21 protein-coding genes and 1 pseudogene are annotated in these 25395 nt (G+C 66.8%); 9 read left to right on the forward strand and 13 right to left on the reverse strand.

What is annotated here, in order from left to right:
- The first annotated feature begins 1 nt into the window (after position 1).
- The gene (locus K6L26_RS23655) at positions 2–805 is read left to right on the forward strand and encodes an SDR family NAD(P)-dependent oxidoreductase (RefSeq protein ID WP_064895400.1); all 804 of its coding nucleotides are present in this window, start codon (positions 2–4) and stop codon (positions 803–805) included.
- Here K6L26_RS23655 and K6L26_RS23660 read toward each other — a convergent pair.
- Together K6L26_RS23660 and K6L26_RS23665 are read right to left on the reverse strand one after the other, a co-directional pair.
- Positions 785–2233: a lipase maturation factor family protein gene (locus K6L26_RS23660; RefSeq protein ID WP_221851656.1), complete on the reverse strand. Its 1449-nt coding sequence runs from the start codon at positions 2231–2233 to the stop codon at positions 785–787. The two genes, K6L26_RS23655 and K6L26_RS23660, sit on opposite strands and share 21 nt — an antisense overlap.
- A 79-nt stretch (positions 2234–2312) precedes the next feature.
- The gene (locus K6L26_RS23665) at positions 2313–3707 is read right to left on the reverse strand and encodes a cytochrome P450 (protein ID WP_036388804.1); all 1395 of its coding nucleotides are present in this window, start codon (positions 3705–3707) and stop codon (positions 2313–2315) included.
- Positions 3708–3800: 93 nt separating this feature from the next.
- Here K6L26_RS23665 and K6L26_RS23670 point away from each other — a divergent pair, with 93 nt between their 5' ends.
- The 4 genes from K6L26_RS23670 to nei2 are packed head-to-tail and all read left to right on the forward strand — an operon-like array spanning position 3801 to position 10749.
- Positions 3801–4454, forward strand: coding sequence for a TetR/AcrR family transcriptional regulator (locus K6L26_RS23670; RefSeq protein WP_036388805.1), 654 nt, complete (start codon positions 3801–3803; stop codon positions 4452–4454).
- 36 nt (positions 4455–4490) lie between these two features.
- Positions 4491–9005, forward strand: a complete 4515-nt coding sequence (locus K6L26_RS23675; protein WP_221851658.1) for an ATP-dependent helicase — start codon at positions 4491–4493, stop codon at positions 9003–9005.
- A gap of 40 nt (positions 9006–9045) precedes the next feature.
- Entirely contained in the window at positions 9046–9993 is a 948-nt protein-coding gene (locus tag K6L26_RS23680) for an SDR family NAD(P)-dependent oxidoreductase (protein WP_221851660.1), read from the forward strand.
- A 3-nt stretch (positions 9994–9996) separates the two neighbouring features.
- The gene (gene nei2, locus K6L26_RS23685; RefSeq protein ID WP_221851662.1) at positions 9997–10749 is read left to right on the forward strand and encodes an endonuclease VIII Nei2; all 753 of its coding nucleotides are present in this window, start codon (positions 9997–9999) and stop codon (positions 10747–10749) included.
- 62 nt (positions 10750–10811) lie between these two features.
- Here nei2 and K6L26_RS23690 read toward each other — a convergent pair whose 3' ends face one another.
- Together K6L26_RS23690 and K6L26_RS32080 are read right to left on the reverse strand one after the other, a co-directional pair.
- Positions 10812–12368 carry an adenylate/guanylate cyclase domain-containing protein gene (locus tag K6L26_RS23690; RefSeq protein ID WP_221851663.1) on the reverse strand — a complete coding sequence of 519 codons (1557 nt, stop codon included), beginning with the start codon at positions 12366–12368 and terminating at the stop codon, positions 10812–10814.
- Positions 12369–12795: 427 nt separating this feature from the next.
- Positions 12796–12900 (reverse strand): annotated as a pseudogene (locus K6L26_RS32080) (TetR family transcriptional regulator); the annotation flags it as partial.
- Positions 12901–12980: 80 nt separating this feature from the next.
- Between K6L26_RS32080 and K6L26_RS23700 the strand changes: the two are divergent.
- Positions 12981–13496 (forward strand): GNAT family N-acetyltransferase, encoded by a 516-nt coding sequence (locus K6L26_RS23700; RefSeq protein ID WP_221851665.1) that lies wholly within the window; start codon positions 12981–12983, stop codon positions 13494–13496.
- Here the strand turns inward: K6L26_RS23700 and K6L26_RS23705 are convergent.
- Both K6L26_RS23705 and K6L26_RS23710 read right to left on the reverse strand, forming a co-directional pair.
- Positions 13486–14628, reverse strand: coding sequence for a fatty acid desaturase family protein (locus K6L26_RS23705; protein WP_221851667.1), 1143 nt, complete (start codon positions 14626–14628; stop codon positions 13486–13488). The two genes, K6L26_RS23700 and K6L26_RS23705, sit on opposite strands and share 11 nt — an antisense overlap.
- A 23-nt stretch (positions 14629–14651) precedes the next feature.
- Positions 14652–15734, reverse strand: coding sequence for a ferredoxin reductase (locus K6L26_RS23710; RefSeq protein WP_221851669.1), 1083 nt, complete (start codon positions 15732–15734; stop codon positions 14652–14654).
- A gap of 71 nt (positions 15735–15805) precedes the next feature.
- On the opposite strand from K6L26_RS23710, the gene K6L26_RS23715 reads away from it, so the two are divergent.
- Both K6L26_RS23715 and K6L26_RS23720 read left to right on the forward strand, forming a co-directional pair.
- The gene (locus K6L26_RS23715; protein ID WP_019345831.1) at positions 15806–16498 is read left to right on the forward strand and encodes a TetR family transcriptional regulator; all 693 of its coding nucleotides are present in this window, start codon (positions 15806–15808) and stop codon (positions 16496–16498) included.
- 9 nt (positions 16499–16507) lie between these two features.
- Positions 16508–17299 (forward strand): enoyl-CoA hydratase/isomerase family protein, encoded by a 792-nt coding sequence (locus K6L26_RS23720; protein WP_019345832.1) that lies wholly within the window; start codon positions 16508–16510, stop codon positions 17297–17299.
- Between the two features lie 3 nt (positions 17300–17302).
- Here K6L26_RS23720 and K6L26_RS23725 read toward each other — a convergent pair whose 3' ends face one another.
- From K6L26_RS23725 to K6L26_RS23745, 5 genes are read right to left on the reverse strand one after another with little or no spacing between them, the layout of a single operon-like run.
- Positions 17303–17911, reverse strand: coding sequence for a hypothetical protein (locus K6L26_RS23725; protein ID WP_221851671.1), 609 nt, complete (start codon positions 17909–17911; stop codon positions 17303–17305).
- On the reverse strand, positions 17908–18678 hold the full coding sequence (locus K6L26_RS23730; protein WP_221851672.1) for an SDR family NAD(P)-dependent oxidoreductase: 771 nt from the start codon (positions 18676–18678) through the stop codon (positions 17908–17910). Before K6L26_RS23730 ends, K6L26_RS23725 begins: the two co-directional genes overlap by 4 nt.
- 41 nt (positions 18679–18719) lie before the next feature.
- On the reverse strand, positions 18720–19574 hold the full coding sequence (locus tag K6L26_RS23735) for a pseudouridine synthase (RefSeq protein WP_221851673.1): 855 nt from the start codon (positions 19572–19574) through the stop codon (positions 18720–18722).
- On the reverse strand, positions 19571–21316 hold the full coding sequence (locus K6L26_RS23740; RefSeq protein ID WP_036388818.1) for a glycerol-3-phosphate dehydrogenase/oxidase: 1746 nt from the start codon (positions 21314–21316) through the stop codon (positions 19571–19573). The genes K6L26_RS23735 and K6L26_RS23740 overlap by 4 nt, the downstream gene beginning before the upstream one ends.
- A 41-nt stretch (positions 21317–21357) precedes the next feature.
- Entirely contained in the window at positions 21358–22773 is a 1416-nt protein-coding gene (locus K6L26_RS23745; RefSeq protein WP_019345837.1) for an NAD(P)H-quinone dehydrogenase, read from the reverse strand.
- 41 nt (positions 22774–22814) lie between these two features.
- On the opposite strand from K6L26_RS23745, the gene K6L26_RS23750 reads away from it, so the two are divergent.
- Positions 22815–23282 (forward strand): gamma-glutamylcyclotransferase family protein, encoded by a 468-nt coding sequence (locus K6L26_RS23750; protein WP_036388822.1) that lies wholly within the window; start codon positions 22815–22817, stop codon positions 23280–23282.
- A gap of 66 nt (positions 23283–23348) precedes the next feature.
- On the opposite strand, the gene K6L26_RS23755 is transcribed toward K6L26_RS23750, so the two are convergent.
- Together K6L26_RS23755 and K6L26_RS23760 are read right to left on the reverse strand one after the other, a co-directional pair.
- On the reverse strand, positions 23349–24236 hold the full coding sequence (locus K6L26_RS23755; RefSeq protein ID WP_221851675.1) for a type IV toxin-antitoxin system AbiEi family antitoxin: 888 nt from the start codon (positions 24234–24236) through the stop codon (positions 23349–23351).
- A gap of 161 nt (positions 24237–24397) precedes the next feature.
- Positions 24398–25333: a hypothetical protein gene (locus tag K6L26_RS23760; protein ID WP_221851677.1), complete on the reverse strand. Its 936-nt coding sequence runs from the start codon at positions 25331–25333 to the stop codon at positions 24398–24400.
- Between the last annotated feature and the right edge of the window lie 62 nt (positions 25334–25395).

Consider the following 25395-nt stretch of genomic DNA (forward strand, 5'->3'; position numbering starts at 1 on the left):
CATGCAGATTGAGAACTCGGTCGCGGTCGTCACCGGCGCCGGATCAGGCATCGGCCGGGCACTGGCCGAATCGTTCGCCGCGGAAGGGGCCCGCGTGGTGGCCGCCGACCTCAACGGTGAGGCAGCCGAGCAGACCGCCGCGGCGATCCGTTCCACCGGCGGGCAGGCGCTGGGAATCCGGGCGGACGCCGGTGTCACGGCCGACATCGAGGCGCTGACCACCACCGAGTTCGGCCCGGTCGACATCTACGTCGCCAACGCCGGGATCATCGGCGCACCGGGTCTCGGCACCGATCAGGAGTGGGACTCCATCCTGGATGTCAATCTGCGGTCTCACATCCGTGCGGCCCAACTGCTTGTCCCGCAATGGCAATCGCGCGGTACAGGGTATTTCGTGTCGGTCGCGTCGGCGGCGGGCCTGCTCTCCCAGATCGGCGCGGCCGGATACGCCGTCACCAAGCACGCGGCGGTCGGATTCGCCGAATGGCTGGCCATCACCTACGGAGACGACGGTGTCGGGGTCAGCTGCGTCTGCCCGTTGGGGGTGGACACCCCGCTGCTCGATGCGGTGCGCACGTCGGCGAATCCGGATGCCGCTGCGGGTGCGGCGTCGATCGTGCAGTCCGGCGAGGTGATCAGTGCCTCCGATGTCGCGGCCGCGACCGTCGACGCGGTCAGGGCGGACCAGTTCCTGGTACTCCCCCACCCGCAGGTGCTCGACATGTACCGTCACAAGGGCTCCGACTACGGCCGATGGATCGCGGGGATGCGCCGCTACCAGCGGTCATTGCGCGCCGGCAGATGAGCGCCCGGACGGCAGGGTTTGCGGCGGGACGTACACGCCAAGTGCAATGCGGCGCCACCAAATGTGATCTCGACGCAGCTCGGTCCAGGTGCTGAACTCGTAGCGGTACAGCATGGCGCGAACATAGCGCGGCGGTTCATCGGGGAACGGATTGTGCCGCAACAGCTTCAACGTATCCCGGTCGTTTTCCAGGAGCCTGATCAGTAGCTTTCGCAGCCAGCCCTGAGCGTACGCGGGCGAAATCGCGGCGAACCACATCAACCAGTCGAGCCGTAGGTGGTAGGGCGCGAACTGGCGCGGCCGGCGATGGACATCGCCCGGCTTGCCCTTGAATTCGTATTCCTTCCAGACCGTGTGATCACCCAGGTGCGCATCCGAGGTGCCCTCCAACACCACCTCATCGCGGGTGCGGCCGACGGTTCCGAAGGCCCCGTACGAATTGACCAGGTGATAACGGTTGTAGGACGCGTTCATCCGCTGGCGCTTGGAGAAGAGGTTGCGGGCCGGCCAGAAACTCAAGCAGGCCACCGCGATCGCGAACCCGATCACCACGACGGTGAACCACGCCGGGGCCTGGCCGAACTCGCGGTGCGGTATGGGGATCAGTGCCGCAGCGGTCGAATCCGAGAGCGCGCTGAACCCCAGCACGATGGTGATCCAGTTGAGCCACGCGAAGTTGCCCGACGCCACCAGCCACAGTTGCGTGACGATGACGACGATCGCCGCCCAACTCGCGACCGGCTGCGGGGCGAACAGCAGGAAGGGCACGACGATTTGGGCGAAGTGGTTGCCGGCCACCTCGATTCGGTGCAGAGGCTTGGGAAGATGATGGAAGAACCAACTCAGGGGCCCGGGCATGGGCTGGGTTTCGTGGTGGTAGTACAGGCAGGTCAGTTTGCGCCAGCACGGATCGCCACGCAGCTTGATCAACCCGGCGCCGAACTCCACGCGGAACACCAGCCAGCGGGCCAGCCACAGCACCAGTAGCGGCGGGCCGACGTCGTCGTTACCCAGGAACGTCACCAGGAACCCGGCTTCGAGCAGTAGCGACTCCCAGCCGAAGGAGTACCACGTCTGGCCGACGTTGACGATCGACAGGTACAGCACCCAGACCAGCAACCAGGTCAACATGGCGGCCCACAGTGGCACCAGGTCGCCGAATCCGGCCATCAGTGCAGCGGAGATCAGAGCGCCGGCGATACACACTGCGGCGAAAAAGCGGTCCGAATAGTGGAACTGGAACAGACTCGGGGCGCGTCGGAACGAGTTGGCGGCCAGGAAGCGAGGTATCGGGAGCAGCCCCCGCTCGCCGAGCAGCCCGCGGAACTGGCGGGCCGCCACGACGAACGCGACCAGATAGATCGCGGCGGTCCCCCGCTGCAACACCTGTCTGGCCAACCAATATTCGTCTGCGATGAACCATTCCATACGCGGACCTGCCGACGTTGCGGGTGTAATCCACGATGACGGTACCCCGAATCGGGGCGTTTCATGCCTATACGAACGACTACCTTCGGTGCAGCTCGAGCCGGAATTCCGACGGCATCATGGTCAGGCGCTCCTGGACTCGCAGTGAGTATTCCGGCTCGGCGACCATGTCATAGCGCCGGATCAGCACCCCGAGCATCAGAACCGCCTCGTGAAGCGCGAATTGCCGCCCGATGCAAGATCTTTCGCCCGTTCCGAACGGCTTGTACAGACCACCTGGCCTAGTGCGCATCTGTTCCGGGGCAAATCGGTCGGGATCGAAGGCGTCCGGTTCGGGGCCCCAGCGCGGGTCGCGGTGCAACGTGGAAGTCAGCGCCAGCGCCCAGTCTCCCTTGCGCATCGGGTGGATTCCGGCGAGCACGGTGTCCTGGCGTGCTGCCCGATAGTAGGCCGGCACCGTCGGCTGCAGCCGCAGCGATTCGTCGAGAACCCGGCGGACGTACCGCAGTTTGGCGATCTTCTCGAACTCGGGCCGCTGTTCGTCGCCCCACACCTGCTCGACCTCGTCGCGGGCCCGCGCCAGCACCTCGGGGTGTTGCGACAGAAAGTACAGCGCGAACGACAATGCACCTGAGGTGGTTTCGTGACCGGCGATCAGAAAGTTGATCAGCTGATAACGGATATTGGCGGCATCGAGGTCGGATTCCAACATGATCTGCAGCAGATCGTCGTGATGGCCCGGCGGTCCTGCTCGCCGGCCGGCGACGATGTCGTCGGCCAGATCGTGCAGATACTGCGCGTCGCCGCGGATCCGGCGCTCGTAACGCCGGTAGACGAACGCGGGAAGGAACGTTTCGCGCAGCACCCCGAGGCGATCGGCACCCAGCAGCGCGGACACCATGCGCGCGACGAACGGGTGCATCGTCTCGTCCTGGAAGCACCGGAACGAGTACCCGGCCGCGCACCGCCCGATCGTCTCCAAGGTCACCCTGGTCGTGTCGGCCGAGACATCGACCGTGGCGCCCAGCTCAGCCCGCCGGTCCCAACGGTCGGTCAGCTCGTCGGCGACGTCGAACATCACCCCGTGGTAGCGGCGCATCGCGGCCTGGCTGAATGCCGGCAACAGCAACGTGTGGGCCTTGTGCCAGTTCGGTTCGTCGTTGTAGGCCGTGAACAGCCCGTCACCGCCGACGATCCGCAGCGCGTCGATGTCGGGGCCGACATGCTTGCAGAACCGGGCTTCGTCGTTGAGGTCGGCGACCGCGTCGGCGCCCGAGGCGACCACGTACCGGGCTCCCAGGAACCGGAACTCGCAGACCGGCCCGAGCTCGGCCATGCCCATCGCGTTCTGCATCGACGAGTCGGGCTGCATCCCGAACACGTCGCCGAGCAACGGCACCCGCCGCGGCGGATGGGGCAGTTTCGGATACTTGGTCCCTTCGTGGGGTGGGGTCCGGGCACCCGCCGTGGTCATGCCACCAGGATTCCGTCCTTGTTGTACATGTGTCAAGTAACGCCTGCGATCCGCTTCCCCGGTGCTGAACTGCGCTGGCGTTAGGCTGCAGGTGTGGGTGCCGAATCCAGACGCCGGCTGTCCCCCGCCGACAGACGCAACGAGCTGCTGGCGCTGGGAGCCGAGGTATTCGGCCAACGCCCCTACGACGAGGTCCGCATCGACGAGATCGCCGAGCGCGCCGGGGTGTCGCGGGCCCTGATGTACCACTACTTCCCCGACAAACGGGCCTTCTTCGCCGCCGTGGTGCAGGCTGAGGGCGAGCGCTTGTTCGAGGCCACCAGCACGCCGCCCGAGCCCGGCCAGAGCCTGTTCGGCCAGTTGCGCGCCGGAGTGCTGGCCTACCTCCGTTACGACGAGGAACACCCGCACGGCGCCTGGGCGGCCTATATGGGCCTGGGCCGCACCGATCCGGTACTGCGCGGCGTCGATGACATCGACAACGACCGCCAGGCCGACCGGATCATGGGCCGCATCGCCGACGCGGTCTCCGAACCCCTGGACGCCAAGGTGGAGCGCGACCTGCGGGCCACCGTGTACGGCTGGCTGGCCTTGACCTTCGAGATGTGCCGACAGCGCCTCAAGGACCCGTCGATCGACGCCGGCTTCGTCGCCGACACCTGCGCGCACGCCCTGCTCGACGCCATCGGCCGGGTGCCCGGACTGCCCGCCGAACTGGTCGGCGCGGCCGCTGCTGACCAGCGCTGACGCCCGTTTGTCGGTGGTGCGCGGCAGTATGGCTGAGTGGCCACCACGCCGGTCGATTCGCTGGCCCGGTTCAGTGCCCTGACCCGGGAGTGGTTCAACGCTGCCTTCCCCGCCCCCACGGCTGCCCAGGCGCAGGCTTGGGACGCGATCGCTGAAGGGCACAACACCCTGGTCATCGCCCCAACCGGGTCCGGCAAGACCCTGGCCGCGTTCCTGTGGGCCATCGATGAGCTGGCACGATCGGCCGAACCGCGCTCGGGCACGACGGTGCTCTACGTGTCCCCGCTCAAAGCGCTGGCCGTCGACGTGGAGCGCAACCTGCGCACCCCGCTGACCGGGATCACCCGCGTTGCCGAGCGGCACGGGGTGCCGGCCCCTTCGATCAGCGTCGGCGTCCGGTCCGGGGATACCACGCCCAGCCAGCGGCGGGCGATGCTGAGCAAGCCGCCCGACATCCTGATCACCACGCCCGAGTCGCTGTTTTTGATGCTCACCTCGGCCGCTCGCGAGACGCTGGCATCCGTGCGGACCGTGATCGTCGACGAGGTACACGCCGTCGCCGCCACCAAACGCGGTGCGCACCTGGCCCTCTCACTCGAACGCCTCGATCAGCTGCTCGACAAACCGGCCCAGCGCATCGGGTTGTCGGCGACGGTGCGCCCTCCCGAGGAGGTGGCCCGGTTCCTGTCCGGGCAGGCACCCACCACCATCGTCGCCCCGCCTGCCGCCAAGACGTTCGACCTCTCCGTCCAAGTCCCGGTACCGGACATGGCCAACCTCGACAACAACAGCATCTGGCCCGACGTCGAGGAACGCATCGTGGACCTGATCGAGGCGCATCAGTCCTCGATCGTGTTCGCCAATTCCCGGCGGCTGGCCGAGCGGCTGACCTCGCGGCTCAACGAGATCCACGCCGAACGCGCCGGAATCGAGCTCACCCTCGACCACAACCCCCAAGTGGGTGGCGGCGCCCCGGCCCAACTCATGGCCAGCGGCCAAGCCAACGGTGCGCCGACGCTACTGGCCCGCGCCCACCACGGCTCGGTCAGCAAGGAGCAGCGGGCACAGGTCGAAGACGACCTCAAGAGCGGCCGACTGCGCGCCGTCGTCGCCACCTCCAGCTTGGAGCTGGGCATCGACATGGGTGCGGTCGACCTGGTGATCCAGGTCGAGTCGCCGCCGTCGGTGGCCAGTGGGCTGCAACGCATCGGGCGGGCCGGGCATCAAGTCGGCGAGATCTCCCAGGGTGTGCTGTTCCCCAAACATCGCACCGACCTGATCGGTTGCGCGGTCACGGTGCAGCGCATGCGCACCGGCGACATCGAGACCATGCACGTTCCGGCCAATCCGCTCGACGTGCTGGCCCAGCACACGGTGGCGGTCGCGGCGCTGGAGCCCGTCGATGCCGACGCGTGGTTCGACGCCGTCCGGCGCAGCGCCCCGTTCGCCACGTTGCCGCGCAGTGCCTTCGAAGCGACCCTCGACCTGTTGTCCGGGAAGTATCCGTCCACCGAATTCGCCGAGCTGCGGCCACGGCTGGTGTATGACCGCGACCACGGCACGCTCACCGGCCGCCCAGGTGCCCAGCGCCTGGCCGTCACGTCCGGTGGCGCCATCCCCGACCGGGGGCTGTTCACCGTTTACCTGGCCACCGATTCCGAAAAGCCCTCGCGGGTAGGCGAACTCGACGAGGAGATGGTGTATGAGTCACGCCCCGGCGACGTCATCTCCCTGGGCGCCACCAGCTGGCGGATCACTGAGATCACCCATGACCGCGTACTGGTCATCCCGGCACCGGGTCAGCCCGCCAGGCTGCCGTTCTGGCGTGGCGACAGCGTAGGCCGGCCCGCCGAGCTGGGTGCGGCGGTCGGCGCGTTCACCGGTGAACTCGCGGCGCTCGGCCGCACCGAATTCGACGAGCGCTGCCAGTCGATGGGTTTCGCCGGCTTCGCCACCGACAACCTCTATCAGCTGTTGCGCGATCAGCGGGAAGCCACCGGCGTGGTTCCCAGCGACAGCACCTTCGTGGTCGAGCGTTTCCGGGACGAGCTGGGCGACTGGCGAGTGATCCTGCACTCCCCGTACGGCTTGCGGGTCCACGGCCCGCTGGCCCTGGCGGTGGGGCGACGGCTGCGCGAGCGCTACGGCATCGACGAGAAGCCCACCGCCTCCGACGACGGCATCATCGTGCGACTCCCCGACAGCGGCGAAACACCGCCGGGTGCGGATCTTTTCGTGTTCGACGCCGACGAGGTGGAACCCGTCGTCACCGCCGAAGTGGGTGGCTCGGCGTTGTTCGCCTCCCGGTTCCGGGAATGCGCCGCCCGAGCCTTGCTACTGCCGCGCAGGCACCCGGGCAAGCGTTCCCCGTTGTGGCATCAACGGCAACGCGCCGCGCAACTGCTCGACATCGCCCGCAAGTATCCGGACTTCCCGATCGTGCTGGAAACGGTGCGCGAATGCCTGCAGGACGTATACGACGTACCCGCGCTCACCGAGCTGATGCGGCGCGTGGCGCAGCGCCGGTTGCGCGTGGTCGAGGTCGAAACCGCCACCCCCTCACCGTTCGCGGCCTCACTGCTGTTCGGCTACGTCGGCGCCTTCATGTACGAGGGCGACAGCCCGCTGGCCGAGCGGCGCGCCGCCGCACTCGCGCTGGACACCGTGCTGCTGTCCGAACTGCTCGGCCGGGTGGAGCTGCGCGAACTACTGGACCCTGCGGTCGTCGCCTCGACGTCAGCCCAGCTGCAGCACCTCACCGAGGAGCGCGCGGCACGTGACGCCGAAGCCGTGGCCGATCTACTGCGGATGCTGGGCCCGCTGACCGAGGCCGAGATCGCCGCCCGCGCCACCACCGATGCGGTCGGCGGCTGGCTCGACGGGCTGCACGCCGCCAAACGGGCGCTACCGGTGACCTACGCGGGCCAGACCTGGTGGGCGGCAGTGGAAGACATCGGCTTGCTGCGCGACGGGGTCGGGGCGCCGGTGCCCGTCGGCGTACCGGCGGCGTTCACCGAGTCCGTCGACGATCCGCTCGGGGACCTGATCGGCCGCTACGCCCGCACCCACGGGCCGTTCACCACCACCGAGGTCGCCGCCCGGTTCGGCCTGGGCCTGCGGGTGACCGCAGATGTCTTGGGGCGCATGGCCGTCGACGGCCGGCTGGTGCGCGGCGAGTTCGTTGACGACCTGCCAGGCGATCAGTGGTGCGACGCCGAGGTGCTGCGGATCCTGCGGCGTCGTTCCCTGGCGGCACTGCGGGCACAGGTCGAACCCGTCAGCACCGCGGCCTATGGCCGGTTCCTGCCGTCCTGGCAGCACGTCGGCTCGGCCCACAGCACGGGAATCGACGGGCTGGCCGCCGTGATCGAGCAGCTGGCCGGGGTCCCGCTCCCCGCATCGGCGGTCGAGTCCCTGGTCTTCGGGCAGCGAGTTCGCGACTATCAGCCGGCCATGCTCGATGAGCTCCTGGCCTCGGGCGAGGTCATGTGGTCGGGCGCCGGGCAGATCGGCGGCAGCGACGGGTGGGTCGCGTTCCATCTGGCCGACACCGCACCGCTGACGCTGCCCGCGCCCACCGAGATCGAGTTCACCGACACCCACCGGGCGATCATGGAGACGCTCGGCCACGGCGGCGCGTACTTCTTCCGCCAGCTCGCCGCCGACGGTACCGAGTCCGAGTTGAAAGCCGCTCTGTGGGAACTTATCTGGGCCGGTTGGGTCACCGGGGACACCTTCGCCCCGGTGCGGGCGATGTTGTCGGGTCCGCGGCGGTCCGGGACACCCGCGCACCGGCAGCGTCAACGCCCACCGCGGCTGAGCCGTTACAGCGTGGCACGCCCCCACAGCCGCGCGGCCGATCCGATGGTGTCCGGTCGCTGGTCGGCATTGCCTGCCGCAGAACCGGTTTCGACCGTACGCGCCCATTTCCAGGCCGAGCTGCTGCTCAACCGGCACGGGGTGCTGACCAAAGGGGCGGCCGCGGCCGAGGGTGTGCCGGGCGGGTTCGCCACGTTGTACAAGGTGTTGAGCGCATTCGAGGATGCCGGCCGCTGCCAACGGGGCTACTTCGTGGAATCGCTCGGCGGCGCACAATTCGCGGCCGCGTCGACCGTGGACCGGTTGCGCTCGTATCTCGACGGCGTCGACCCTCAGCGGCCCGAATATCACGCGGTCGTTCTCGCGGCGACCGATCCGGCCAACCCCTACGGAGCGGCCCTGGCTTGGCCCGAACGCGGCGGTGACGACACTCACCGCCCGGGCCGCAAAGCCGGAGCACTGGTCGCGCTGGTCGATGGGCAGTTGGTGTGGTTCCTGGAACGCGGCGGCCGGACCCTGCTGAGCTTCACCTCCGATGCCGAAACCCAACGCGCCGCCGCAGCCGCCCTGGCCGATCTGGTCAGTTCGGGCCGCATGCCCTCGCTACTGGTCGAGCGGATCAACGGGGTCGCCGTCCTCGACCCCGGGGTCGATGCGGAACGTGCCGCGGTGCAAGACGCGCTGACCGGCGCCGGGTTCTCCCGCACCCCGCGCGGTCTACGGCTTCGGTAAACCGGGAACAGTGCCTGGGCATGCGTTGTTCTTCACACGCATGACCGCTCCCATCACCACGCCGTTCGGCTTCGCATCGACAGCATCTGATGTGATCGCCGGAGTCGACCTGTCCGGGCGCTCTGCCGTCGTCACCGGCGCCGCCTCGGGCATCGGAATCGAAACGGCACGAGCCCTCGCAGCAGCCGGAGCGGCCGTGACGTTGGCCGTCCGTGACACCGCTGCCGGCGACCGCGCCGCCGCCGAACTGCGGGCGTCGACCGGAAACAACGAAATCCGGGTCGGCGGCCTCGACCTGACCGATCTCGGCAGCGTGAGGTCGTTCGCGCGCGCCTGGTCCGGGCCGCTGCACATCCTGGTCAACAACGCGGGGGTCATGGCCGTGCAGGACCTGACGTTGTCTTCCACCGGCCACGAACTACAGTTCGCGACCAATCATCTCGGCCACTTCGCCCTCGCCACCGGCCTGCACCGCGCCCTCTCCGCGGCCGGGGGTGCCCGCGTGGTCTCGGTCAGCTCGTCCGGGCACCTGCGTTCCCCCGTCGTATTCGACGACATCGACTATGCGTTCCGCGACTATGACCCGTTCGGGGCGTACGGCCAGTCCAAGACCGCCAACGTGCTCTTCGCCGTCGAGGCTGCCCGCCGCTGGGCCGACGACGGCATCACCGCGAACGCTCTGATGCCGGGAGGCATCCTCACAGCATTGCAGCGCCATCTTGACCCCGCCTACGGAGCGGAGGCGGCCCAACGATTCGAGGAGGCGGGCAGCCGGCTCAAGACCGTCGAGCAGGGGGCCGCTACCTCGGTGCTGCTGGCGGCTTCGCCCCTGCTGGAAGGCGTCAGCGGACGGTACTTCGACGATTGCAACGAAGCGAGAGTCGTCGAACGTCGCGATGAGTTCGGCATATCCGGTGTCGCGCCATATGCCCTGGACCCGTCCAACGCGGAACGACTGTGGGAGCACTCTCTGCGGCTGGTTGAATAGGGCATGCCCGAAGGCGACACCGTCTTCCACACCGCCACAGCGCTGCGTGACGCGCTGGCGGGAAAGACCTTGACCCGCTGCGACATCAGGGTTCCCCGCTACGCGACGGTCGATCTGACCGGCCAGGTGGTCGACGAGGTGCTCAGTCGTGGCAAGCACTTGTTCATCCGGGTGGGGCCGGCCAGCATTCACTCTCATCTCAAGATGGAGGGCAGTTGGCGTATCGGCTGGTCCAAAGTCGCGGTGCATCGCATCCGTGCCGTGCTGGAGACAGCCGACAGCCGGGCCACCGGGATCGACCTCGGCGTCCTGGAAGTTCTGGACCGACACGCCGACATGGCGACGGTCGAGCACCTCGGACCGGACCTACTCGGCCCCGACTGGGAGCCGCGCACCGCGGCAGCCAACCTGACTGCCGATCCGGATCGCCCGCTGGCGCAGGCCCTGCTGGATCAGCGGGTGATGGCCGGTGTCGGCAATGTCTATTGCAACGAACTGTGTTTCGTCTTCGGCCGGCTGCCGACGTCACCAATCAGCTCACTGACTGATCCCTTGCGTGTCGTGCAGCGAGCACGGGACATGCTGTGGCTCAATCGTTCCCGCTGGAACCGCACCACCACCGGTGACACCCGGAACGGACGGCAACTGTGGGTGTACGGCCGCGCGGGCGAGCCCTGCCGCCGGTGCGGGACGCTGATCGAGACCGACAAAGGCGGCGAGCGGGTGACGTACTGGTGCCCGACCTGTCAGACCTGAATTACTCTGCGGCACGCCAACACCCATTCACCAACCATCAAATCCGATACCCAGAATGCAGCTCAGGGCATCTCTGCCGATCTCCGGTTGGCGACGGGAGTGAGTCTGGCGATCCCGCGCAGGATCCACGGCGTGCGACTGGCAATCACCTCCACGGCGCGGTCCGATCGTCGCATCGCGGCCTGACGGTCGGGAGTCGGCATTGATGCCAGCTCCGCCTCGGCCGAACCCGCCCGCGCGCCGTGGCGATCGACCGCCAAAAGCTGCCAGGTGCCGGGCACCCCGCGCAACTCGACGTCGCCACGGTCCTCGAATCCTGTGCCCGAACCCACGACCAAATCACGCACAGTCCGGGAAACCAGGACGTCCCCGGCACGAGCCTGGCCGCAGATCCTCGCTGCGATGTGGACTGCGATACCCCCGATATCGGCGCCGAGGAGTTCGCATTCACCGGTGTGAATCCCGGCGCGGATTTCGATGCCCAGTGTCTCCGCATCAGTGCGCAGGGACTCGGCACAGCGGATGGCCTGTGTCGGTCCCTCGAACGTGACGAGGTAGCCGTCGCCCGTGCTTTTGACCACCGTGCCGCCGAACCTTTGCGCGAGGTCGGCGGCGATCTCACCAAAACGGTGCAACACCGCGCGCCACCGCTCGTCGCCGGTGGCCGCGACGTGTTCGGTCGAGGCGACGATATCGGTGAACAGCACGGTGCGCAGGGCGCGTTGGGACTGCCGCGGTGCGGCATGGCTACCAGTGAGGAACTCCTCGACAACGGTCAGGATCTTGTCAGGCTCGGTGAACCAGGGTGCGTGATCTGCGCCCTCGACTTCGAGGTAGCGCGCGCCACGAATGTGGTCAGCAAGGTAGCGGCCGTTCTGCACCGGAGCGGTGTCCTCACGTGCGTGGACGACCAGGGTCGGTGCGGTGAGTGCCGGCAGGATCGGCCGTACGTCGATCCTGAGGTTCGATTCCATTGCGGCTCGCAGCATCCCAGGACTCGCACACATGCGCTCGACCATGGCCAGCTGGCGCGTCGAACGCACCGACGGGTACATGGCTTTCGCTGTTGCGCCGCTGCCCCATTCCGAACGCGCGACGCGGCCCATCTGCTGGAAGAGGGCGATCTGCTTCGTCGAGGGTGTGTAGCTTTCACCAAGCTCAGTCAAGATGTGTGCCCTCAGCTCAGCCGGGTCGCGATCAAAGTCGTCCCATCCGGCGCTCGACAGGGAGGCGAACGAGCCGTAGACGATCAGCGCCCGCGTGCGGTCCGGTCGTGTTGCCGCAAACACGATGGCCTGTGGGCCGCCCTCGCTCATACCGAATACGACTGGCTTTGCGAAGCCGACAGCGTCCACGACCGCCTCGATCTCGGCCGCCCGCTCTTCAAGCAAGCGGACTTTCGGAATCGGGTCCGACATCCCGGTTCCAGCCTTGTCGAACATCACAACGCGACAGAATGTGGAGAGCTGGTCGAAAAAGGCCTTGAACTGGGGCATGGCCCAGAACAACTCCACGTGGAAGACCATAGGCCCGACGAAGACGAGCTCCACCGGCCCGTCGCCGAACACCTGAAACGCCAGGCTCAGGTCGCCGCACTTCGCGTACGAAGTCTCTGCCACGGCACGAGCGTACTGCGGCCCGGCAACCCTCAAGTCCGCTTCCACCCATCCGAAAAAAGCGACGTCTAGCCCGTTTTCCAGGTCAGCACCTGAGTGACCTCCTGCGTCACGCGCAGGCCTCCAGCACGGCCCTCCGACGCTCATCGGCGCTGAGCCGATCGAGCTGACGAGCCGCAGGTCCGCCGATGAGCGCACACAGATGCCCCGGACTGTCCGGCGGGCTGGTTTCGGACACGCCGCTGCCCGGGTCGTCGAGGACGATGAGCTCGCCTCCCTTGCGCTCTCTCCAGAACGGGTGGTTGTACACCGCAATGGCTTTGTAGACCGTCCCATGTAGGTGTCGTCCGCGAGCCGGGCCCGTTCGGGCGACAGCGGTGGTAGGTAGGCGATGGACCGCGCCATTGGCGCCGGCACAGTGACGATGACCGTAGTGCACGGTGCCGGGCGGGATGCCCGCCTCCGCCGCGACTGCGCGCAGGGTCGACCTCGGCACGCCGACGTCACTGAGCACGCGGATCGCTGCCGCCACGATCTGCTCGTGACGCTCGGCTGCCTTTGACGCAGGCCATCGGAACCGCTCCCCTCAACTGAGCGCCAGCTTAGGGTGAGAACATGACCAACACCGTCGTCCGCGTTACCTCACCGGACGACCTCGACGCGATCAGCGCCATCTACGCCCACCACGTCGAGACCGGGGTGGCCACGTTCGAGCTGATCCCACCGCATCGCGAGGAATGGGAGCATCGCCTATCGACCGCCCGCGAACGCGAATTGCCGTTCCTGACCGCCACACTCGACGGTCAGATTGTTGGCTACGCCTACTGTTCGCCGTGGAAATTGCGTCCGGCCTACCGGCACACCGTGGAGAACTCCATCTACCTCGCACCCCAGGCTGCCGGCCGTGGCATCGGAACCCTGCTGCTGCAAGGACTTCTGGACGGCTGCGCTGCAGCAGGCATCCGCGAGGTCATCGCCGTGGTGGTGGACACCGACGAGGCGGCGGCGTCGCTGGCGCTGCATCGTAAGCACGGCTTCGTCGAGGCCGGGCGACTGCGCGCGGTGGGCTACAAGCACGGACGATGGCTGGACACCGTGCTGCTGCAGTGCAGCCTTCCGGTCAGCAGTTGACGAGCTCCGGCTCGCAGATCGGCTGCGAAACCGGCTCGGGTGCAGGCTCCTTGACAGGCGGCTGGGGATCCTTGGGCTTGCCGCCCCATGGGAACGCCAGCCGGACGATCTTGCGCACCACCGAGGCGAACTGCTTGTGGATCGGGCCGGTGTTGTAGGGCAGGCTGTAACGCTGGCAGATCTCCTTGACCTCACCGGAGATCTCGGCGTAACGGTGCGCCGGGATGTCCGGGAACAGGTGGTGCTCGATCTGGAACGACAGGTTGCCGCTGAAGATGTGGAACCACTTGCCGCCGGACAGGTTCGCCGAACCGAGCAGCTGACGGTAGTACCACTGGCCACGCGTCTCGTTCTGGGTTTCCTCGATGGTGAACTCGTGGGTGCCCTCGGGGAAGTGCCCGCAGAAGATGATGGTGTAGGACCACACGTTACGCATCAGGTTCGCAGTCATGTTGCCCGCGAACACGAATGGCGCGAACGGCCCGGCCAGCAGCGGGAAGGCCACGTAGTCCTTGACGGTCTGCTTGCGCACCTTGGCCCACATCTCGCGCAGCATGTCCTTCTTGTCTCGCAGCCGGATCTCGCCCGAGCGGATGCGCTCGGTCTCCAGCTCGTGCAGCGCGACGCCGTACTGGAAGAACACCATCAACAGGAAGGCGTACAAGGGATTACCCAGGTAGTACGGGCTCCACTTCTGGTCCTCGCTCATCCGCAGGATGCCGTAGCCGATGTCGCGGTCCATGTCGACGATGTTGGTGTAGGTGTGGTGCATGTAGTTGTGCGAGTGCCGCCACTGATTGGACGGGCAGGCCGAATCCCACTCGAAGTTCTGGCCGCGTAACGCCGGATCGCCCATCCAGTCGTACTGACCGTGCATGACGTTGTGGCCGATCTCCATGTTGTCGAGGATCTTCGACAGGCCGAGCATCACGGTGCCGACCGGCCAGGCCGGCGGCAGGAACAGTAGGGCACGGCCGCCGACCTCAAGCTTGCGCTGCATCTTGATGATTCCGCGGATGTAGTCGGCGTCGCGCTCACCGAGATCGGCCACCGCCTTCTCGCGGATGGCGTCGAGCTCGCGGCCGAACTCTTCGAACTGCTCGGGGGTCAGGGTGTAGGTCTTGTCGGACATGGCACGTCCTTTCGTCAGAGAACTCAGAGGTCTATGGCGACGTCACCGACGGGAGCGGTGACGCAGATCTGGATTTCTTCACAGTCGGCGGTGGAAACCGCGCCGGTGATCAGGTTGCGTACTGCACCACGGCTCTTGAACCGGGTGCAGCTGTGGCAGATACCCATGCGGCATCCGCTCTCGGGATTGAGGCCGGCCGCCTCAGCCTGTGCCAGGAGGGTCTGACCGTCGTCGGTCACCTCGATGCCGCTGCCGGTGAAGGCGACCGTGCCGCTGGTGGCTTCAGCCGGAAGGCTGAACACGGGTGGGACGAAACTCTCCGAGCGCGCATCGGGGCACTGCTCGCGAACGGCGTCGACGAGGGCCGGCGGACCGCAGACGAACACCGCGTCGGGCGTGCCACCGGGAAAGGCGGCCGCAAGATGCGCCGGGCCGAAGTAGCCGTCCAGGTCACCGGCGCCATCCCGCGTGTAACCGTGGAGGACCCGGATCCCGGGCATGGCCGCGAGCTCGCTGCGGTAGCAGGCCTCCTCGGCTGCGCGCGCGTAGTGCAGGAAGGCGATCTCGCCGGTGAACGCCTGTGCACGCAGGGTGCGCAGCATGGACAGCACCGGGGTGATGCCACTGCCGCCGGAAACGAGCAGGATGCGCTGCGGCAGCACCTCGGGCAAGACGAAATCTCCGCCGACGGAGTCGAGGCCGAGCACCATTCCCGGGTACGCGTGGTCGCACAGGTAGGTCGATACGAGGCCACCGTCGTGACGGCCGATGGTCAGCTCGATCGAAGCGGAGCCCTCGGCACTGGCCGGTGAATAACACCGGGTGCGACGTCGGCCGTTGATCTCGACGGAGAGGTTGATGTGCTGCCCTGCCCGAAAGCCGGTGAAGGCCGCGTTGGGCTCCAGGGTCAGCGTGACGCTGCGCGGCGTCTGCCGCCGCACTGCGGTCACCTTGGCGCGGGCGTCGCCGCGGGTCCAGGTCGGTTCGACCAGCTCGGTATAGCGGTCAACTCCATGGGGACCGGTAAGCAGGTTCGCGAGCGCACTCATTCGGGGACCGGCCAGCAGCCTGCGGCCGACACCTTCGGTCAATGTTTGAGTGAACATGTGTACACAGTGCGCGTGCACACGCGGCTGTGTCAACGATAAAATTGCTGCAAGTGGTATGGTTCACATCAGTGAACAGACGTACGCCCAATTCACGAACATCGACGTCACGAACGCGAAAGCCCGAGTCAGCCTCGCGTTCGCGGGACACGCTGTCCAGGGAAGAACGCAAAGAGGCCACCCGCCGCGCCATCATCACCGCCGCCCTCACTCTCCTGGAGGACCGCAGCTTCAGTGCGCTGTCGCTGCGGGAGGTCACCCGCGAGGCGGGCATCGTGCCCGCCGCGTTCTATCGGCACTTCGATTCGATGGATGCACTCGGCCTGGTCCTCATCGATGAGTCGTTCCGGTCGCTGCGCGACATGCTGCGCGGCGCCCGGGCCGGCAGGCTCGACCCGCACCACGTCATCGAATCCTCGGCCGAGATCCTGATCGGCAGTGTCAACGACCGGCGCGAGCATTGGCGGTTCATCGCCCGCGAACGCTCCAGCGGGGTATCGGTGTTGCGCTACGCAATCCGCACCGAAATCCGGCTGATCACCTCGGAACTCGCGATCGACCTCGCCCGCTTCCCCGCCCTGAAGGACTGGAGCAGTGAGGATCTCAACATCCTGGCCAATCTCTTCGTCAACGCGATGATCTCGATAGCGGAGTCTCTCGAGGACGCCGCGGATGTCCAGTCGGTCGAGGCCATCCACCGCACCGCCGTCAAGCAACTGCGGATGATCGCGGTTGGCGTCAACGGGTGGCACAGCACCGGCTAGGGTCCCGCTATGAACTCGGAACAGCCCCTTGACCTTTCCTACCCGCGACCCGATATCGCCGTCATCACGCTCAACCGGCCGGACAAACTCAACGCGTTGTCGTTCGAATTGGTCGAGGCACTGCATGCCACTCTCGATGAGATCGCGGCGAACAACGAATGCCGGGTCGTCGTCCTCACCGGTGCTGGTCGCGGATTCTGCTCGGGCCTGGATCTGAGCAACCCCAATCCGCCCGAGGCCGGCGGCGGCACCGAGTTTCCCCGCTCCGGCATGCGCTGGCAGGAGCGCATCGCCAACCTGACCGTCAAGCTGCACCGGCTGCGCCAGCCCGTCATCGCCGCGGTCAACGGCGCCGCCTACGGCGGTGGTTTCGCGCTCGCCGCGGCCAGCGATATCCGCATCGCCGGCCCGGCGGCCAAGTTCTGCACCCAGTTCATCAAGCTGGGCATCGGCGGCTGCGACATCGGAGTGAGCTACACCTTGCCCCGGATCATCGGCGCGGGCCCGGCGTTCGATCTGATCCTGACCGCGCGAGCGGTCGACGCCGCCGAGGCGCTGCGGCTCGGTTTGGTCACCCGCGTCGTCGACGACACTGCCAACCTCCTCGACGCCGCCTTGGAAATCGCCGAAACCCTATGCGGCTATGGCAAATTCGGCCTGGAATCGACCAAGCAGGTGCTGTGGGCCAATCTCGATGCCGGCTGCCTGGAAACGGCGCTGCACGTGGAGAATCGCAGCCAGATCCTGTCGGTCGGTACCGGCAGCCTGAGCGGGTCCGATCGGTTCACGAAGCACAGCTGAGCATCACAGCATCTTCCCGTTGATCGGCACGAGGGCCAGGAAGCCGATCACGAGCAGCCAAGCCAGCATGACGGTGACGAAGATGTAACCCGCGATCCGAAAACGCCGAGGCGAGGTGAACGGCAACGTGAGAACGACCATGGCCGCCATGATGCCGAGTCCACCCAGAAGCGATTTGGCCGCAATGAACGACCCCACCAGCCCGGCTAGCAGAGCGAACGGGATGACCCACCGGTAGTACTCACGCGGTATGCCGAACGGCAACATCGCTCCGTCGGCGGGTAGCAGCAGATCGGGCCGGTAGTGCGCCAGCCAGCGCCCGATCTGCCCGGTGGGCCAATCCTTCTCGAACTCATGCGGGTAGATCGCGTCGGCACCCTGCGCGCAGATGGCCCACGCATTGAAGACGACTCGAAAGGACCCGCTCATATTGACCATGGCGATGCCGGTGATATCGCGCCACTCGAGCTGCACCGTCTTCCCGCGACGTTCGAACCTGAGCCCGGCCGGCGACATCGTCAGCGTCTGACGCCGGCCGCGCCACACGCGTGTGCTGTCCGCGCCCTGCAGCATGACCGGCACGGTGAAGTCGTCGTACACCGGAACAGTCATCGCGGAGTGCCGCCGCCGTCGACGATGACCACCTGCCCGGTCATGTAACTGCCGGCATCGGAACACATCAGCAGGGCCGCGCCCACCATTTCGTCCGGGGTGGCCAGACGCTTCATCAAAGTGCCGCCCTTCATGAGGTCGATGGCCTCCTGCGGGTTGTTGCGCATCATGTCGGTGTCGACCGGTCCCGGCGCCAAGGCGTTCACCCTGATGCCCAGCGGGGCGAACTCGGCAGCCATCGAGCGCGTCACCGACATCAGCGCGGCCTTGCCCGAGGCGTAGATCGACAAGGCCGGCGCGAAGTTGAACGCCCCGACCGACACCATGTTCAGCACTGCGGCCTTCGGACTGGCCTTCAGATGCGGCAAGGCATGCTGCACCAAAAACACCGGCCCGCGCAGATTCACCTCGTAAGACTTTGCCCACGCTTCCGGCGTCATCTGGCCCAACGGCTGCGCCAACGCGTTGGCAGCATTGTTGACCACCACGTCGATCCCCCCGAACTCGGCGACCGTGCGCTCCACCAATGCGCCGAGGTCATCGATGTTGCCACTGTGGGTGGGAACTCCAATGGCCTGCCCCCCGAGCTCGCGCAGGTGCTCGGCCGCCCGCTCGCAGGCCTCGGGCTTACGGCTGGCCACCACCACCCGCGCACCGGCCAACGTAAAGCCTTCGGCGAGAGCCAACCCGATGCCACGAGTGCCGCCGGTGACGATCACGGTACGGTCGGTCATGTCGAACAGATGGTCAAAAGTCTCACGGTTCACCCCGTCAGTAGACCATCACCGCGATCCGGCGGCGCAAGGCTTCAGCCCAATCCGCGGGAGCTGACGAACTCGCGGTCCTCACCGGTGATCGGGTCGGTGAACTCGAGGCGCTGAGCCAGCAGTTGTAATGGCTTGCCGAAATCATCGGGTGCGACGTCGACCACCTTGGGATACAAGGAATCACCGATGATCGGTAACCCGATCGAGGCCATGTGCACCCGCAGCTGATGCGTCCGGCCGGTGCGGGGAGACAGCCGATAGCACCCCTCCCCCAGATCCTCGATGTAGGTCTCGGCGTTGGGCTCCCCGGCCTCTTCAAACGCCTGTAACTGCCCCCGCTGCTTGATGATCCGGCTGCGCAGGATGGCGGGCAGACGCACTGTCGCCGCGCCGTCGGAGCGAGCGAGGTATGTCTTGCGGGTCCCGCCCTCGGCGAACAACCGCTGATACCGGCCCCGGATCTCACGGCGCACGGTGAACAGCAACACGCCCGCCGTCAGCCGGTCCAGCCGGTGCGCGGGGCTCAGCTCCGGTAGGTCCAGTTCCCGTCGCAGCCGTACCAGCGCAGTCTGCGCGACGTGGCCACCTCGGGGCATGGTGGCCAGAAAGTGCGGCTTGTCGACCACCAGGATGTCGTCGTCGCGGTGCAGGACCGGGATGTCGAACGGCACCTCCACCTCGTCGACCAGGTCGCGGTAGAAGTAGACGTGCGCGCCGGCGGGTAACGTCGTGGTCGCGTCGACAGGCTTACCGTCGGGTAGAACCACTTCTCCGGCAAGCACTTTCGCGCCCAGACCGAACCGTTTCTGCAACTCGTCGTGCACATTTCCGCCCCACAACCGCAGTCGCGCCGGCCCCAGTCCGTCACGTACCGGCAGCGGCGGAGGCTTGCTCAATTGAGCGGCACGGGCTCGAGGATCTCGGCACGGGCCTCCGGCGCGGCTTGACGCAGCGCGTCGGCGGACTCGTCGTCGGGTTGCGTCTGCGACAGCACCTCGGCCTCCACCCGGGCGACGTAGGTGGCGACCTCCCGGTCGACGTCCGCAGCGGTCCAACCCAGCACTGGCGCAACCACTTCGGCCACCTCACGCGCACAATCGACGCCGCGGTGCGGATATTCGATCGCGATCCGCATGCGGCGGGCCAGGATGTCCTCGAGATGAAGGGCGCCCTCGGCCGCGGCGGCATAGTAGGCCTCGACCTTGAGGTAGACCGGCGCTGCGGTGATGGGTGCCAGCAGTTCCGGCTCGTCCTCCGCCATCTTGAGCACCTCACCGATCAGCGAGCCGTATCGGTCCAGCAGATGCCGGACCCGGTACGGGTGCAGCCCGTAATGCTTTCCGACGAACTCGGTTTGATTGATCAGGGCGAAATACCCGTCGGCCCCCATCAGCGGGACCTTTGCGGTGATCGACGGGGCCACCCGGGCCGGGATGAACTCGGCGGCAGCGTCGATGGCGTCGGCCGCCATCACGCGGTAGGTGGTGTACTTGCCGCCGGCAATGGCCACCAGTCCCGGAGAGGGCACCGCGACGGCGTGCTCACGCGAGAGCTTGGAGGTTTCCTCACTCTCCCCGGCCAGCAGCGGGCGCAGCCCGGCGTACACACCGTCGATGTCGTCGTGGGTCAGCGGGGTGGCCAGCACGGTGTTGACGTGGCCCAGGATGTAGTCGATGTCGGCCTTCGTCGCAGCGGGATGCGCGAGATCGAGGTTCCAGTCCGTGTCGGTGGTGCCGATGATCCAGTGTGTACCCCACGGAATCACGAACAGCACCGACTTCTCGGTGCGCAAGATGATCGCCACCTCACTGACGATCCGATCGCGTGGCACCACGATGTGCACGCCCTTGGACGCGCGCACCCGGAACCGGCCGCGCTCCTTGGACAGCGCCTGGATCTCGTCGGTCCAGACCCCGGTGGCATTCACCACGACATGGCCCCGCACTTCTGTGGTGGCACCGTCTTCGGAATCGCGCAGCGTCACGCCTACTACGCGATCACCCTCGCGCAGCAGCGCCACCACCTGACTCGACGAACGCACCACGGCGCCGTAATGGGCCGCGGTACGGGCCACGGTCATGGTGTGCCGGGCGTCGTCGACGACGGTGTCGTAGTAACGGATCCCACCGATCAGCGAGCTGCGCTTGAGCCCCGGAGCCAACCGCAGCGCCCCGGATTTGGTCAGATGCTTTTGTGCGGGAACGGATTTCGCTCCGCCGAGCTGGTCGTAGAGGAAGATGCCCGCGGCGATATAGGGCCGTTCCCACCAACGGTTGGTCAACGGGAACAGGAACGGCAACGGCTTGACCAGATGCGGTGCGAGCGTGGTCAAGCTCAGCTCACGCTCGTAGAGAGCCTCACGAACCAGCCCGAACTCCAGCTGCTCGAGGTAGCGCAACCCGCCGTGGAACATCTTGGAGCTGCGACTCGAAGTGCCCGACGCGAAATCCCGGGCCTCCACCAGAGCGACCTTGAGGCCCCGCGTCGCCGCATCGAGAGCCGCGCCGGCGCCGACGACACCGCCGCCGATCACCACCACGTCGAATTGTTCGCTGCCGAGTCGTTGCCAGGCTTGCGCCCTTTGCTGCGGACCGAGGAAGGTTTGCCCGTCGCCCGGTGCTGAGATCGGGTCAGTCACGATCCCAGGCTACGTGGACGACGTGGGATCTGCCCGATTCTCTAGTCCAGGTCGTCGTGTTTCATCAATTGCCGGGCCGCCTCGGTGATCGAACCCGACAGCGACGGGTACACCGAGAAGGTCTGGGCCAGCTCGTCCACCGGGATACCGTTCTGCACGGCCAGCGCGATCGGCAGGATCAGCTCGGAAGCGATCGGTGCCACCACCACTCCGCCGATCACCACACCGGTGGCCGGACGGCAGAAGATCTTGACGAAACCACGGCGCAAGCTCGACATCTTGGCCCGGGCGTTCGTGTTGAGCGGCAGCGTCAGGGTGCGGGCCGGAACGGAGCCGTCGTCGATAGCGGCCTGGGGAACTCCGACGGCGGCGATCTCCGGGCGGGTGAACACCGCCGCGGCGACGGTTCGCAGCCGGATCGGGGCCACCGCCTCACCGAGGGCGTGATACATCGCGATGCGTCCCTGCATGGCCGCCACCGAGGCCAGCGGCAGTAGGCCGGTGCAATCACCCGCCGCGTAGATGCCCGGCACCGAGGTGCGCGACACCCGGTCGACCTTGAGGTAGTTGCCGGGCCCGAGCTCGATCCCGACGCGGTCCAGACCCAGACCACTCGTGTTCGGAACCGAACCGACCGTCATCAGGGCATGGCTACCGTCGACGGTGCGTCCGTCGGCCATGGTGACGCACACACCGTTGTCGGTCCGAGTCACCGACTGGGCGCGCGCGTTCTTGACCAGCGTCACGCCGCGTTCGGAGAACACCTCCTCCAAAACGGCGGCGGCGTCGGAATCCTCGTGCGGGAGGATCTGGTCGCGGCTGGCCACGACCGTCACGGTTACCCCGAGTTCGGTGTAGGCGTTGACGAACTCGGCGCCGGTGACGCCCGAACCGACCACGACGAGATGCTCGGGCAGCGCTTCGAGGTCGTAGAGCTGGCGCCAGTTCAGGATCCGCTCCCCGTCGGGAACGGCCCCGGGCAGCACCCTCGGGCTGGCCCCGGTGGCGATGAGCACCACATCGGCGGGCAGCTGGCTGACCTCGCCGTCCGGTCCGGTGACCTTGACCCGGTGCTGGGCCATGCCCGGAACGTCGTCGATGAGTTCGCCCCGGCCCGCGATCAGCTCGATGCCCTCGCTGCGCAAGCGCTCGGCGATGTCGTCGGACTGTGCCGTCGCGAGGTGTTTGACCCGCTGGTTGATCTGCGGCAACGAGATCTTGGCCTGCTCGAAATCCAACGAATATCCCAGGTTGGGGGCGCGCCGTAGTTCGGTACGCACCCCGGTGGAGGCGATGAACGTCTTGGACGGCACGCAGTCCCACAACACGCAGGCACCGCCGATGCCGTCGGAGTCGACGACGGTCACATGAGCGACCTCAGGGCCGCGGGCAGCGGCGACGAGTGCCGCCTCATAGCCGGCGGGACCGCCGCCGATGATCACGATGCGGGTAGCCACGGGACTAACCTAACCAACTTCGCCGATTAAGCTGTCTTACCGTGCCGCTCTATGCCGCGTATGGATCGAACATGCACCCGGAGCAAATGCAGCAGCGGGCTCCGCACTCGCCGATGGCGGGTACCGGGTGGCTGCATGGCTGGCGGTTGACCTTTGGCGGGGAGGACATCGGCTGGGAAGGCGCGCTCGCCACCGTCGTCGAGGACCCGCTGTCCAAGGTATTCGTCGTGCTCTACGACATGACACCGGCCGACGAGCATTCGCTCGACCGGTGGGAGGGCTCCGAACTCGGGTTCCACAAGAAGATCCGCTGCCGGGTGGACCGGTTGTCGTCGGACACCACCACCGACCCCGTGCTGGCCTGGCTCTATGTGGTCGACGCCTGGGAGGGCGGCTTGCCCTCGGCGCGCTATCTCGGGGTGATGGCCGACGCCGCGGAGATCGCCGGGGCGCCGGAGGAGTACGTGCACGATCTGCGCACCCGTCCCGCCCGCAACATCGGCCCCTAACCTTTCACCGCGAGCGTGCGTGTTTGCCGCCCGACGCGCCGCATTTCGCCGGCATTCTGTGCACCCTCACGCCGCACGAGCGTGACCCAACTGCCGGTTTATCCGCGCCACCATCTCGCCGTCGCGGTGCCGCACATCGTCGAACACGATCGAGATCACGGTCCACCCGACGTCCCTCAACGCTGCGGTACGCCTGCGATCGTTGTTCAACGCATCGGGATTGCCATGCCAGTCCAAGCTGTCGTACTCGACCGCAACCTTGTCCTGCGGCCAGGCGAAGTCCAACCGGCGCACGTCGCCATTGCCGTCGATGACCTCGTACTGCAATTCGGGCACCGGCAAACCACCGTCGAGCATCACCAGCCGGGCTTCACTTTCCATCGGTGACTCGGCGCGCCCATCGGCCAGGGCGATCAGGTTCCGAACGTTGACGATGCCGCGCCGCCCGGCCTGTTCAAGAGCTGCGCGCCAGAGATCGGCGCGAGTGCAGGTGCCGCTTCGCAACGCGGCATCCAGGGCGGCCAGCGCGCGCGGGCGGCGCAACGAGCGGGCCACCTCAACGGCCGTCCATGCCGGCGCGGTGACGTACCTGCCGTCGACCGACGTCAATGGCGCACCGTCCCTTCGATGCACCACCAAACCGTCAGCCGAGCGAAGCTGGCATCCCGGCGGATTCAGGATGTGCAGGTCGGCTGAACCTTCGGTGTCGAACCCGTGCACGGCTGCGGCGCTGGCCAGGCAGAGCGGCACCTTCCGGCCACATGCGAGATCCAGCCCGTGCAACAGGAGCCGCTCCGTAGGTTCGCCGCGGCAATAGATTCCGTACCAGATCCTTTCCAGCGCACCAGAGTTCACTGCGGATTGAAATGCGTGGCGCGTCAGGTGGGCCAAAACCTGGCCACTGGTGGCCACACCGCCCTGTTCGTCGAACAATTGCATCAGTTGAGGGTTCATGCCGACGATCGTTGTTGGTGCGCAACGACTTCGGTAGACACAATGTGCGGATCTGTGGATGAATCGCGCGCTGTGCACAACCGACGGCGACGAGGGTGCGCGGAGCGCTGGTGATGCGCGGCGTGTTGGGCGACAAACACGCGCGCTCGCGGTGCGAGGGGTTAGGCCAGCAGGTCCGCACGCTCGGCAGCCAACCGGTTCAATTCTCCCGCATGAGCGCGGGTCCGCCGGTCGAGATCGCCAAGGATCCGTTTGATACCCGCGATGGCCTGGTCGACCTTCTCCTGGGCCTCGATGATGCGGTCGCGCACTGCGAAATCAGTGAAGAAGTTGTCGAACCATACATCGAAAACCCTTGTGAAAGAGCTGAGTTCGATGAGCTGCACACCTTCCATGTGAACGTCGGCGAGCTCGGTGCTGAATCTCTTGAGATCGGTGTCAGCCGAACGCAACGACGCCGCAACGCCGTCGAGCTTGTCCTCTTTGACCATGCTGGCGATGAGGCCGCCGTCGAACCAGGTGTCGTAGGCCGACCAGGACCGGGCACTGTCGAGTTGCGCGGCCGCGCTGCGCAAATTCTGCAATGCTCGTTGCCCGGCGGCACTCGCCTGTTCCATCTCCGCGAGTTCAGCCGTCAATCGACCACGCGTTGAAGCGATTTCGATGAGTCGGGCCGTACCCGGACCATCATTTTCCCGCAGCCACTGCTCCTTTGCGTTCAAGGCTCGCTCCAAATCGAGTCTGACATCGCCCAGCGCGGCAATCCGATTGGTCAGATGATCGACGTACCGTTGGTCGGCGTCCGCGCGGGCCCGCTGGGTGAGGTAGTCATACTCGGCGCACTCACGCTCGGCGGTTTCGCGGACCAGATCGTCGGCGTGTGATCCCTTCAAATGAGCCCAGATCCTGGTCAGTGAGAGGGATTCCAGTTTGTCGACATCGCGAGACTCCGCCCCGAGTCGACCCTCGGCTGCTGCAGCCCGGGCAGCGGACTCTTCGGCGTGCAGCCGGGCGGCACCGAGCTGACGTTCGAGTGTTTGGGCCTCCCGCATCGCGCTGGTCGCCGATGCCAGTTGGTCGTCGGGCGGAGCTGTCATGCTCCCAGCCTATGTGCGCTCGTACGCCACGAGTGACGCCAAAATGTTGGCGAAATGCGGCG

The sequence above is a fragment of the Mycobacterium farcinogenes genome, assembly GCF_019739075.1.
Classification (GTDB): Bacteria; Actinomycetota; Actinomycetes; order Mycobacteriales; family Mycobacteriaceae; genus Mycobacterium; species Mycobacterium senegalense.